General features: G+C 48.3%; 7 protein-coding genes. 6 read left to right on the top strand and 1 reads right to left on the bottom strand.

The window, feature by feature from the left end:
- Position 1 precedes the first annotated feature (1 nt).
- The 5 genes from D3H65_RS18930 to D3H65_RS18910 all read left to right on the top strand — a co-directional run bounded on the left by D3H65_RS18930 (position 2) and on the right by D3H65_RS18910 (position 9,605).
- The gene (locus tag D3H65_RS18930; protein WP_119051810.1) at positions 2-799 is read left to right on the top strand and encodes a rhamnogalacturonan acetylesterase; all 798 of its coding nucleotides are present in this window, start codon (positions 2-4) and stop codon (positions 797-799) included.
- 67 nt (positions 800-866) lie between these two features.
- Positions 867-1,994, top strand: a complete 1,128-nt coding sequence (locus D3H65_RS18925) for a glycoside hydrolase family 88/105 protein (RefSeq protein WP_119051809.1) — start codon at positions 867-869, stop codon at positions 1,992-1,994.
- Positions 1,995-2,008: 14 nt separating this feature from the next.
- Positions 2,009-4,942 (top strand): glycoside hydrolase family 2 protein, encoded by a 2,934-nt coding sequence (locus tag D3H65_RS18920; RefSeq protein ID WP_119051808.1) that lies wholly within the window; start codon positions 2,009-2,011, stop codon positions 4,940-4,942.
- A gap of 211 nt (positions 4,943-5,153) precedes the next feature.
- On the top strand, positions 5,154-8,042 hold the full coding sequence (locus D3H65_RS18915) for a TonB-dependent receptor domain-containing protein (protein ID WP_119051807.1): 2,889 nt from the start codon (positions 5,154-5,156) through the stop codon (positions 8,040-8,042).
- A 135-nt stretch (positions 8,043-8,177) separates the two neighbouring features.
- A complete protein-coding gene (locus tag D3H65_RS18910; RefSeq protein WP_119051806.1) occupies positions 8,178-9,605 on the top strand; it encodes an arylsulfatase in 1,428 nt (475 codons plus the stop codon).
- Positions 9,606-9,676: 71 nt separating this feature from the next.
- Here D3H65_RS18910 and D3H65_RS18905 read toward each other — a convergent pair whose 3' ends face one another.
- Complete coding sequence (locus D3H65_RS18905; RefSeq protein WP_162915717.1) at positions 9,677-10,399, bottom strand: DUF6250 domain-containing protein; 723 nt, start codon at positions 10,397-10,399, stop codon at positions 9,677-9,679.
- A gap of 131 nt (positions 10,400-10,530) precedes the next feature.
- On the opposite strand from D3H65_RS18905, the gene D3H65_RS18900 reads away from it, so the two are divergent.
- Positions 10,531-13,008: a glycoside hydrolase family 31 protein gene (locus D3H65_RS18900; protein WP_119051804.1), complete on the top strand. Its 2,478-nt coding sequence runs from the start codon at positions 10,531-10,533 to the stop codon at positions 13,006-13,008.
- The last annotated feature ends 3 nt before the right edge of the window (positions 13,009-13,011 follow it).

The following is a 13,011-nucleotide window of genomic DNA, read 5'->3' as shown; positions in this document are numbered from 1 at the left end:
TATGAACACGAAACTTAGCAAATACCTCAAGCTGTCTGTCCTGCTTTTTACAGTAGCGGCCACCATGTCATTTATTATATGGCAACAACAAAAGCCTACCTTATACATCATTGGCGATTCAACCGTGCGCAATGGCGATGGCAGTGGCAGCAACCAGCAATGGGGCTGGGGCAGCCTGATAGCGCCTTTCTTTGATACCAGTGCTATCAGCGTACGCAACCATGCTATTGGTGGCAGAAGCAGTCGCACCTTTATCAATGACGGACGCTGGCAGCGGATACTCGAAGAGCTGAAGCCGGGAGACTTTGTGATCATGCAGTTTGGGCACAATGATGCCAGTCCGCTCGATGATACTGCCCGCGCGCGGGGTACCATCCGGGGTACAGGCGATGAAAGCAAAGAGATATACAATCCCATCACTAAAAAGCAGGAAGTAGTGTATACCTACGGCTGGTACATGCGCAAGTATGTGAATGAGGCCAAAGCCAAAGGCGCTACCGCTATTATCTGCTCACCGGTACCCCGCAACAATTTCAAGGATGGTAAAGTAAGCCGGGCAGATGATAGCTATGGCAAATGGGCGCGGGAAACGGCCACCACTACCGGCGCCTGGTTCATCGACCTCAATAATGCCATTGGTGAAGAATACGAGAAGCTGGGTGCCGATAAAGTAAATACCTTCTTTCCCGCTGATCACACCCATACCAATCTGGCTGGCGCGCAGCTGAATGCAGAGATCGTGATCAAAGGCATACAGGGACTTAAAGACTGCAGACTGAATAAATATTTGAAGAAGTAATCTTGTCATCCTGAGCTTGTCGAAGGATGCCTTTGAAAGTGTTTGGTTAATAGTTCAATGGATCATTATGAAAAGAAAGCTTGTTGTTGCCGTATGGATATTGGTAATGGCTGTTGCGGTACATGCGCAAACCGTACCAAAGAAAAAAGAAGTATTGAAGGCCATGACCCTGGCCAATAAATATTTTATGCAGAAATGGCCCGACCCGGGCAAGTCCATCATCACCAATCGGGAGCGCCCCAGCAATATCTGGACCCGCGCCGTATATTATGAAGGATTGATGGAGCTGTACCGTACGGACAAAAAGAAAGCCTATATTGATTATGCCTACGAATGGGGCAACAAACACAAATGGGGATTGAGGGATGGCATCGGTACCCGCAATGCAGACAACCAATGCTGCGGACAAACCTATATTGAACTATTCCTGCACAGCAAAGATTCCACCCATATCCACGATGTCAAAGCTTCCATTGACCTGATGGTGCAAAGTGACAAACAAGATGACTGGAACTGGATCGATGCCCTGCAAATGGCCATGCCGGTATTTACCCGGCTGGGAGTAATCTATAAGGATACGGCTTATTTCAGGAAGATGTATGACCTGTACAGCTTTGCCAAATACAAACACGGCACCAACGGGCTCTACAATGCCGCAGAAGGCTTGTGGTGGCGCGACAAGGATTTTGTGCCTCCTTATAAAGAACCGAACGGCGAGGATTGTTACTGGAGCCGTGGTAATGGCTGGGTGGTGGCGGCGCTGGCCCGTACTATGCAATGGCTGCCGAAAAATGATCCGCATTATACCGAATACCTCCAGGATTATAAATCCATGCTGAAAGCCTTATTGCCCATTCAGCGGGCTGATGGTTTTTGGAATGTGAGCCTGCACGATTCAACCCATTTTGGTGGAAAGGAATTGTCCGGTACAGCCTTGTTCATCTATGGCATGGCCTGGGGCGTCAACAATGGCATCATTGATAAACAAACTTATTTGCCTGTGCTCCTCAAAGCATGGAACGCCATGGTGAAGGATTGCCTGCATGAGGATGGTATGCTGGGCTTTGTGCAGGGCACAGGTAAAGAGCCCAAAGATGGCCAACCTGTTAGTTATACCAATATTCCTGATTTTGAAGATTATGGTCTCGGCTGTTTTCTCCTGGCCGGATCTGAAGTATACAAGCTGAAGAAATAGCGCTCCCATCATTTATGAAATACATCCTTACATCGTTTTTGCTGCTGGGTATTACCATTGCTGCAGCGCAGAGAGTTAAATACAATTTCAATAGCGGCTGGAAATTGAATGTTGGGGACATTACCGGTGCGGAGGCCTCCGGCTATGATGACGCCTCCTGGAAAAACATTACCCTGCCCCGCGCCTGGAATGAAGATGATGCCTTTAAAAAGGATATTGTTGACCTGTCTACCGGCATTGCCTGGTACCGCAAGCATTTTACCATTCCTGCCATACACAAGGGACAAAAAGTATTCCTCGAATTTGAAGGCGTGCGGCAGGCAGCAGATATCTATGTAAATGGCGTTCATGTAGGATTGCACGAGAATGGCGTGACCGGCTTTGGTTTTGATATTACTGACCTGGTAAAGACTGGTGCAGACAATATCGTGGCAGTGCGTACCGACAATAGCTGGGAATATCGCGAAAAAGCGACCAATACCAAATACCAATGGAGCGATAAGAATTTCAATGCCAACTACGGAGGTATCCCTAAAAACGTCTTCCTCCATATAATGGGCAAAGTGTACCAGACCTTGCCGCTCTTTTCCAACCTGGGCACAACCGGAGTGTATATCTATGCCGACAGTTTTAATATCCGCGGTAAAAGTGCTGTGGTACATGCAGAGTCGGAAGTGAAAAATGAAAGTGGACAACCCTCCACTGTCCAATATGAAATAGTGATCAAAACCAGGCAAGGCAAACCCGTGAAAACTTTTTCCGGTGAGCGCATCACCCTGGCACCCGGAGCTACCCGTGTGCTGAAAGCTTCAGCGCCTGTACAAGGCCTGGAGTTCTGGAGCTGGGGATATGGCTACCTGTATACCATCGAAACCATCCTGAAGGTAAACGGCAAGGCAGTAGACCGGGTGACCACCACTACCGGTTTTCGCAAAACAGCTTTTAAGGACGGTATGATCTACCTCAACGACCGGGCGATCATGGTGCATGGATATGCCCAGCGCACCTCCAACGAATGGCCCACTATTGGCCTGAGTGTGCCTGCCTGGTTGAGCGATTACAGCAATAAACTCATGGTGGAAAGCAATGCCAACTTGGTGCGCTGGATGCACATCACCCCCTGGAAGCAGGATGTAGAAAGCTGCGACAGGGTAGGGCTGATGCAGGCCATGCCGGCCGGTGATGCGGAAAGAGATGTAGAAGGAACACGCTGGACCCAACGCACACAAGTAATGCGTGATGCCATTATCTACAACAGGAACAATCCCAGTATTGTCTTTTATGAATGCGGCAATGAATCTATCAGCGAACAACATATGGAGACCATGAAAGCAATCCGTGATCAGTATGATCCCTATGGTGGAAGGGCCATTGGCAGCCGGGAAATGCTGAACAGTAAAGTAGCTGAATACGGCGGCGAAATGTTATACACCAACAAAAGCGCCCATATCCCCATGTGGGCCATGGAGTATTCGAGGGATGAGGGCCTGCGTAAGTATTGGGATGATTACTCTCCACCCTATCACAAAGATGGTGACGGTCCGGCATACAAAGGTCAATCGGCAGCAGAATACAATCGCAACCAGGAATCACACGCCAAAGAAAATATTGCCCGCTGGTACGAGTTCTGGAAAGAAAGACCCGGCACAGGAAAGCGGGTTAGCTCAGGTGGCGTGAACATTATCTTTTCCGAATCCAATACCCACCACCGTGGGGCAGAGAATTACCGCAGGAGTGGGGAAGTGGATGCGCTTCGTATATATAAGGAGAACTACTTTGCCAACCAGGTAATGTGGGATGGCTGGGTAGATATAGAAAAACCACGCATCCATATTATCGGACATTGGAATTATACGCCGGCAGTTACGAAAGATATCTATGTAATATCATCAGCCAATAAAGTAGAATTATTGGTGAATGAAAAGTCGCTGGGTTTTGGAGAACAAAGCAACCGCTTCCTCTACACCTTCAAAAATATCCATTGGCAGCAAGGTGTTATCACTGCTGTGGGATACGATGAACAGGGTAAAAAAATTTGTACTACCCAAAAGACAACTGCGGGAGTACCCTATGCCATTAAGCTAAAGTCCCTTACACATCCCGCAGGCTTTAAGGCCAATGGTCATGATCTGGCCCTGGTAGAAGTGGAGGTGACCGATGCTGCCGGACAGCGTTGCCCTACTGCCCTGGATCTGATCCACTTTTCCCTGGAAGGTGCAGCCGAATGGCGGGGAGGTATGGCACAGGGGCCGGATAATTATATTCTATCCAAAGACCTGCCGGTAGAATGTGGGGTGAACAGGGCATTGTTGCGCAGCACAACCAACGCAGGCAAGATCGTGCTCACTGCCCGGGCAGAAGGATTGAAAACTGCTACACTTACATTGACCACCTTACCCGTAATGGTGAATGGAGGATTGGGCACTGCATTGCCCGGCAATGACCTGCCTGTTAGCCTCGATAGAGGACCAACACCTTTAACGCCCTCCTTCACCCGCAAGCGGGAAGCATTGGCCATTGTAAAGGTCAATGCGGGCGCTCATGCCGATAGTGCTTTTGAAAGTTATGATGACAACGAACTAACCGAATGGAATAACGGCAGGCAATTGGCCAATGCCTGGATAGAATATGAATTGGGTAAGGATGCAATAGTGAAAGAAGTAACGATGAAGCTGAATAATTTCCGGAGCAGGTCGTACCCCATCCGTATCTCCGTAGATGGCCAGGAAGTGTTTAAAGGGAATACCGAACGTTCACTGGGCTACTTTACAGCTGTGTGTTTACCACACAAAGGGAAGAAGGTGAAAATAGAATTACTGGGCAATGTTACCACTCAAGATAACAATAGTGTAGAGGTATCGGGCAAAAAGCTGGATGATGGGGTGGCCCGCAATGATGCCACTGCTACCGGTACCCTCAGTATAATAGAAGTAGAGATCTATCAATAAACGGTGATTATCAGTGCCTAGGGCCCATATGGTTGATTATTTACCATCTTATTAAACCTGTGGCCAATTAGCCAGTCTTACCGGGTGGCAGGAAAGATGCCCTGAAAGAGTATTGGCTTTAAAATGCCCATGCGCAAAAAAATCAGCTTCCCCCTGCTGGTTTTGAAAAGGGGTGTCGTCCAATGAATGACACACATCCCAAAATCAACGCATGAAATTATTTACCCTGGCCCTATTGGTATTACTGACAGGTCATAGCCTTTTTGCCCAACAAAAAGTAGCTGGCAGTATTAAAGGTAAAGTAGTGGATGTGTTGAATAACCTGCCCTTGCCCGATGCTACTATCACGGTGATGAGCAAGGAAGACTCTTCTGCTGTTGGCTTTTCTGTAGCCGATAAAACAGGCGCTTTTGAGATCAAAAACATTCCCGGAGGTTCTTACTTACTTGGTATCAGCTTTACCGGCTATGGCAACTTCATGCGTTCTATTGATATTACAGCTGCTAAACCGGATATTAACCTGGATACGGTAAAGCTGCGTACCGATACCAGCCTCATGACTACGGTGTTTGTAACGGCGCCACCCATTACCATCAAGAAAGACACCGTAGAGTTCAGGGCCAGCGCTTTCAAAACAAAGCCCAATGCCACGGTGGAGGATCTCCTGAAAAAACTGCCCGGCGTAGAGGTAGATAAAGATGGCAACGTAACCTCTCAGGGTGAGAACATTCCCAAGATATATGTGGACGGTAAAGAATTCTTCGGCAACGACCCCAAGCTGGCCACCAAGAACCTTACGGCCGAGATGGTGGAAAGTATACAGGTGTTTGACGACATGAGCGATCAGGCCAAGTTTACAAAAATTGATGATGGCAGCCGCCAGCGTACCATTAATATTAAATTGAAGAAAGACAGGCGCAAAGGTTTGTTTGGCCGTACCACCGTAGGCGGCGGCAGTAGTGATCGCTATACCGGCAACCTGTCCATGAATATGTTCAATGAAGATCAGCGTATATCCATTGTGGGTGGAGCCAACAACCTTAACCGGCTGGGCTTTTCCGCCAGTGATGTTGTTAGCTCTATGGGAGGAATGGGTGGCTTTAGTGGCGGCGGTGGAGGTGGCGGAAGAGGTGGCCGCGGTGGCGGCGGAGGTGGCGGCGGCAGTGCCGGCAATGGCAATACCAAATCCTGGAATGCCGGGGTGAACTACCGCGACAACTGGGGCAAAAAAATGGAGTTCAATGCCAATTACTTTGTATCCAAAACCAGTACTATCAATCGCAGCAAGAGCTTGCGTCAGAACCTGTTTAGCAATGATTCCACTTCCCTCAGTGATGAACAATCCTACCAAAGGAATGATAACCTCAATCACCGGTTTGGCTTTCGCTGGGAGTATGCCATTGATAGCATGAACTCTATCCTGCTTACCCCCAATATCACTATCCAGCAGTCAGAGTCCGAAAGTTTTGATTCCATATTGACTATTGCCCGCACGCCCAAATACAATTACAAAGCGATTGAAGGAATCAGCTCAAGGACCAACCAGCGTGATGGAGTTAGCTTTAGCAATAACCTATTGTTCCGTCACCGGTTTAAGAAATTAGGCAGGACCTTTACCATCGGCTGGAATACTGCGGTAAATGACAGCGAAGGAGATGGTTACAATACTTCTCCTTATAATTATTATAATCCCGATAGTACATTGAGCCGTACCAGGGATCAACGGCAGCACAATGAACAGCTCACCAATTCCTTCAACAATACGGTGAGCTCTTCCCTCACTGAAATGCTGGGGGAAGGCAAGATACTGGAATTGAATTATGCTTATACCGTCAATGAAAGCACCAGCGACCGGAAAGTGTTTGATTATGCACAGAATACCGGGGCCTACGACAGTGTGAATAAGAACCAGACCAATTATTTCGAGAACACCTTTATCTCCAGCAGGGTGGGGACCAACTTCCGGGTGAAAAAGCTGAAATATGATTTCCAGTTGGGCGGCGCTGTACAGTTTGCCACACTGAAGAACATGAGCCACCGCGCTATGACAGGCAAGGACAGTACCATGAGCCAGCGGTATACCAACTTCTTCCCCAATGCCAACTTTAATTATAACCTGGGTACCCGCAAAAGTATCCGCTTTGGTTACCGTGGTAGTACCCGTGCGCCCAGCATCAGCCAGTTGCAGGATGTGGTAGACCAAAGCAACCAGCTGGTATACCGCACCGGTAACCCCAACCTGAAGCAGGAGTTTACCAATAACTTCAACGCCAGTTATAACACCTTTAATGTTTCCAATTTCCTGTTCTTCAACATGAACCTCAATGCATCCGTGATTAGCAACAAGATCGTGAACAGCATGGAGAAGATAGGTGGCACTACCCAATTGATCCGTCCGGTGAACCTGAATGGCTCCTGGAACATGTCGTTTTCCGGAACAGTAGGCATTCCCCTGGTCAAAGTAACCACCGGTAAGCGCAGCCCCATGAATGTGAACCTTACCAGCAGCGTTCGTTATAACCGCGATATCAACCAGCAGCAAGGAGTTATTGGTTTCAACAAGACCATCGGGCTGGGGCAGCGCATCCGGTACGATTACAATATTCCCGATAAGCTCGACGTGGGCGCCAGCGCCAATTTCAATTACAATGACGCCAAATTTGATCTGCAGGAAAATGCCAACAACCGGTATTTCAACCACAATTATTCACTGGATATAACCTATACTTTCCTGAAGCGTTTTATGCTGAGCAGTGATTTTGATTATTATGTGAACAGCGGGCGCGCAGATGGATTTAACCAGCCCATTCCTTTGTGGAATGCCAGCATAGCCTGGGTAATGTTTAAAAAGCGGAATGGTGAGCTGCGCTTTAGTGTAGTAGACATCATGAACCAGAATAAGAATATTGACCGCACCATCGATCCCAATTACATCGAGGATACTTTCACAGAAACCCTGCGCCGGTATTTCCTGGTTACCTTTATGTATAACCTCAACCGTTTTGGCGGCAGGAAAAATGGAGGCCAGAACAGGGGCAATGGGGGTGGTATGCAAAGACAGGGTGGTGGTGGAAATGGAGGCGGCAACCGACGTTTTTAACAGGGAGGGTGGGTCGCCTTCTAAAGGCGGCTCACCCGACACACGTTTTTAAAGTGCATGAATTATAACAAGACAAACCTGGTGGCTGATGCTACCAGGTTTTCTTTTATATTGCAGATGGTTTAACTGAAACTCATGAAACATCTTGTTCCTGCGCTGCTTTTACCCATACTTCTCGCAAATTCCGGAATCACACAAGCTCAGCAAAAAAATACCCGCAACCGGCAGCCCAATATAATTTTGATCGTGGCAGATGACCTGGGCCATGGCGATGTAGGATGTTATGGCCAACAGAAAACGACCACACCCAATATTGATCAACTGGCTGCTACTGGTATGCGGTTCACCCAATTTTATTCCGGCACTACCGTATGCGCCCCTTCCCGCGCCAGCCTTATGACAGGCCAGCACACCGGTCATACACCCATTCGTGGTAACCGGGGTTTTCAACCCGAAGGCCAGTTTCCTTTGCCCGACTCTTCCCTCACAATAGCCGAGGTATTGAAAAAGGCAGGATATGTAACCGGCGCCTTTGGTAAATGGGGTATGGGTTATCCCGGTTCTACCGGAGAACCCCTGAAGCAGGGTATCGATCGTTTCTATGGTTACAACTGTCAGTCCGAAGCACACAACTATTACCCGGATCACCTGTGGGACAATGACCGGCGTGTTGAATTTCCCGCCAACCGCACCGGCGATGTGATGTATTCCGGCGATAAGATACATGCCGCTGCCATGGACTTCCTGCAACAGAACAAGCGTAAACCTTTCTTTCTTTTCCTACCTTATACCTTGCCTCATGGCGACCTGGATGTACCGCGCGACAGCGTATACCAGCGCTATGTAAAATTGTTCAACGAACAGTCTTTACCTGTACCAACCGGTCCCATCAAAGGACGCTTTGAGCCTTATCCCCATGCAGCCTTTGCCGCCATGGTCAGCAGGCTCGACAGGTATGTGGGAGAAGTATACCACTATGTACAGCAAAATGGCCTGGCCGATAATACCCTTATTATCTTCACCAGTGACAATGGTCCGCACCGCGAAGACGGCGGCGATCCCAAATTCTTCAATGGCAATGGCGGCTTCCGCGGTATCAAACGCGATATGTATGAAGGAGGTATCCGTGTGCCCTTTATTGCCAACTGGAAAGGGACCATCAAAGCAGGGGTGACCAATGATCAGCCTGCCGCCTGGTGGGACCTCTTCCCTACTTTTCAGCAACTGGCCAATATCCTGGTATGGAAAAACATCGATGGCATTTCCATTGTGCCTGCGCTAACCGGTCAGCCGCAGCCATCCCATGAATACTTCTATTGGGAGTTTCATGAACAAGGTGGAAAGCAGGCTGTGCGTTGGGGCGACTGGAAAGGGGTGAGACTGAATGTATCAACTGTAAAAGATGGCCCGATTGAATTATATGACCTCAAAAATGATCCTGCCGAGCAGAAGAATATAGCTGCTGATCATCCGGAGGTGGTGAAGCAAATTGCTACCTATATGCAGCAGGCTCACGTATCCGATCCCAACTGGCCAGTGCTGGTGGGGGAAGTAAAACCCTAAAGGTGGTAAAGGGTGGACCACCCTGCAGCGCTGCAAAGGCCGCCCAGCAGGGTGACTCACCCTGAAAAAAATCATTCAATCCTATACACTTTAACCTCATTAATCACCTGCCTCGACCCCGTGGAGCGAAAACCAAAATATCCGCTGGTCAATGGCGCGGCATCTTTGTAGGTGAAGTAAGGAATACCGTCTACTATAAACTGCGTGATGCCATTGTATACAATGGTTTGTATATGGTAGGTTTTGTTGGGCTGTAGCAAGTGCGCTTTGTCCAGGTACTCCTGTACCAATGGTTTTTGCCCGTCACCATGATATTTGCGAAAACGGGTGGTGGTGTTTGTATTGCCGCCCACACCTGCATAATACAGCTGCAACGAATCATAGGATTCAAATACACCCGTCCGCGTAAACAGGTTAGCATTCCGTGGATCTGTTGCCATCCAGAATTGGTTCAGGTCAGATACCCGGTCATGCATCCCGCCATCCAGCAATACCGTACGATTATATTCTATTAAGATATTCCCTTGTAAGGGCTTGTTCAGCCAGGTGGTTACACCTCCTTTGATATCCAGCACCAGTTGCCCCTGCCGTACATAAACGGAAGAAGTACCCTGGGTATCTATTTCCGATCTCCAGGCAGTCGTATCCAGTCCTTTGCTGAAATCATCCTGAAAGAGTAATGTTTTCTTTTTGAAGGTAAGGAGATGCTGCACCTGCATGCCACCTGTGGCCTCCTGCGCAAGAACGGGCAGCAAACTCCATAGCAAACAACAAAAAAGAAAGGATCGTTTCATACAGGATACAAGTAGGGTAAGTTACCATATCTGTGTTGTCAACTATCCTGTAGCTACAGGATGGTTGTACCCTCAGCTTCTTTTACATTGCAAACCACCAATTAAGGTATCTTCATTAAAGTAACGATTGCATGTATAACAGAATTTTGTTATTGTTGGTCATTCAGTGTATTACCCTCTCTCTGGCAGCCAATACCGGTATCGGCGATATCAAAGGCAGCTTTAAACGTAAAGACAACACTTTCCACTTTACCGCTTCTAATGCAGATGTGCAACTGGAATTTTGTACACCGGGCATGGTACGCATCCGTAGTAGCTGGACAAGGACCTTCGAAGCCAGTGAACCCTGGATGGTGGTGCAATACCAATGGCCTGCCGTCAGCGTGCAGGTAAAAATATTGCCGGCGTATTTCTTATTGACCACGACTCAATTGCAGGTAAGACTTTATAAAACAGCTGGCCGTATAGATATCTATTCTGCTGCAGGGAAACTCTTGTCTTCAGAAAAAGTAACCACAGGCCAGGGAGGCATGCAAAGCCAGGCTGATACAGTAAGCTGTACCAAACAATGCCTGCCCGATGAGCAGTTCTTTGGTTTTGGTGAACGCATGGATTTTCTGAACCAGCGCAGTAAAAAACTCAACCTTAATGTAGGGCGTGGCAAAGGACTGCCCCATGCTGTGGGTGCTTACAATATCCTGGAAGCAAATTATTCGCCCATACCTTTCTTCCTGAGCACACAGGGGTATGCTATCTTTTTCCATAACTCCTTTGCCACTTCCTGGGACATGGGCGCCACGCACGACGACGAATACCGGTTTGCTGCACCGGGCGGTGAAATGGATTATTATTTTATCTATGGCCCCCAGTTCCCCACTATCCTGGATCAATATACAGCCCTCACCGGCCGCTCACCCTTATTGCCCCGCTTTGCCTTAGGATTGCATGTGGGTACTTATTCCGGTGGTACCTGGGGATATGAGCAAATGAGCTCCGACAGGTATGTAATAGCACTGGCCAGGAAATTAAGAGAGATGGGCATACCCGTAGACTTGCTTTGGCTGGATTCGACCTGGCGCATCTTTGGAAAAAAAGGCGGCAAAGGCGCCACCTCTTTTGAATGGCGCGAAACCTTCACCAATCCCAAAGCCATGTTTGATAGCCTGTATGCCATGGGTTACCAGATGGCAGGCCTGCACCTGCGGCCCCGCTTCGACAATGGCAACCAGATACGTTTACTCGATACAGCCCAGCAACTGGGTTATACCTATAAAGAAGGCGACTATGCCGGCGAGTTTGTCAATTACTTCGATTCCAATGCCGTGAACTGGTGGTGGCAGCATGGCGTAATGCGGGTAGCATCTATAGGAGCTAAATTCTTAAAGACAGATGAAGGCAGCGCCTTTGGCGCACTGGCCAATGAAAGCGATAAAGTAGGACCAACCGGGAAAGCCGTACAAAAATTGCACAATGTATTTCCCATCGCTTACGCCAAAGCCCCTTTTGAAAAGTTCCAGCAATACAATGGTGTGCGCGGTTTGAACCAGACCCGTGAGGGTTATGCCGGTATCCAACGTTATCCTTACATCTTTGCCGGCGACTGGCCCAGTGAGTGGCAGTATTTCCCGGCTGTGATCAAAGCCGGATTGAACATTGGTCTTTCCGGTGTGGGTTATTGGGCCCATTGTATGGGAGGTTTTGAACACAATGCCGATCCTGAATTGTACATACGCTGGTGCCAGTTTGGACTACTGAGTCCGATAGCTACCGTATTCGGCATGGACCATCCCGGTTATAAAGAGCCCTGGAATTATGGCGCTGATGGTCTGCGCAATTTCAAAAAGTATGATTCCCTGCGCTACCACCTGCAGCCTTATTTATACAGTACCACCTGGACACAATACAAAACCGGTATGCCGCTGATGCGGGCGCTGGTGCTGCATTATCAGGACGATAGGAATGTATACGATATTGGCGACCAGTACTTGCTGGGTGAAAGCATCATGGTATGTCCCGTGACCACCAAGGGTGCTCAAACAAGGACCGTGTACCTGCCGCAAGGCGATTGGTACGATTACTGGACAGGTAAAACTTACACCGGCAAACAATACATTCATGTAGTAACGCCCCTCGATACCATGCCGCTATTTGTAAAGGCAGGCAGCATCATTCCTTCACAGCCGGTGATGAACTATACCGGTGAAAAAGAAGTGGATCGACTAACACTGGATATATATCCTGGCAAGGGAAACTTTACCTTGTATGAAGATGATGGGAAGAGCCTGGATTACCAACAGGGAGAAAATGCCCTTACGAATATGCAGGTGACCGCTACGGGCAAGGAAATAAAGCTGACCATTGCGGCGGCTGCAGGTACTTATACTTCCAGCGTCAGCGAATACTTGCTTGCCTTTCACTTGCATAAGCAGCCTTCAAAAATTACTGTAAATGGCAAGGAACTGATGATCGGTCATCCGGATGAAGTGTTGGATCAAACCAGTTATTATTTTGATCCTGCTACAAAGAGATGCCGGTTCCTCATCCCTAAAAATAAGGCCGGGACACAGGGCCAGCATTTGAATGCTACAGAAGTGAAAGTATTTTTATAAGGC

Source organism: Paraflavitalea soli (assembly GCF_003555545.1).
In the GTDB taxonomy this organism is placed as follows: domain Bacteria; phylum Bacteroidota; class Bacteroidia; order Chitinophagales; family Chitinophagaceae; genus Paraflavitalea; species Paraflavitalea soli.
The sequence above is the reverse complement of the archived record's forward strand: the minus strand, read 5'-3'. Positions and strand labels throughout refer to the sequence as shown.

What these genes read in the sequence shown, in the direction of transcription:
- D3H65_RS18920 (WP_119051808.1), top strand. Translation starts at nt 2,009, where the DNA reads ATGAAATACATCCTTACATCGTTTTTGCTGCTGGGTATTACCATTGCT.
- D3H65_RS18915 (WP_119051807.1), top strand. Translation starts at nt 5,154, where the DNA reads ATGAAATTATTTACCCTGGCCCTATTGGTATTACTGACAGGTCATAGC.
- D3H65_RS18925 (WP_119051809.1), top strand. Translation starts at nt 867, where the DNA reads ATGAAAAGAAAGCTTGTTGTTGCCGTATGGATATTGGTAATGGCTGTT.
- D3H65_RS18905 (WP_162915717.1), bottom strand. Translation starts at nt 10,399, where the DNA reads ATGAAACGATCCTTTCTTTTTTGTTGTTTGCTATGGAGTTTGCTGCCC.
- D3H65_RS18900 (WP_119051804.1), top strand. Translation starts at nt 10,531, where the DNA reads ATGTATAACAGAATTTTGTTATTGTTGGTCATTCAGTGTATTACCCTC.
- D3H65_RS18910 (WP_119051806.1), top strand. Translation starts at nt 8,178, where the DNA reads ATGAAACATCTTGTTCCTGCGCTGCTTTTACCCATACTTCTCGCAAAT.
- D3H65_RS18930 (WP_119051810.1), top strand. Translation starts at nt 2, where the DNA reads ATGAACACGAAACTTAGCAAATACCTCAAGCTGTCTGTCCTGCTTTTT.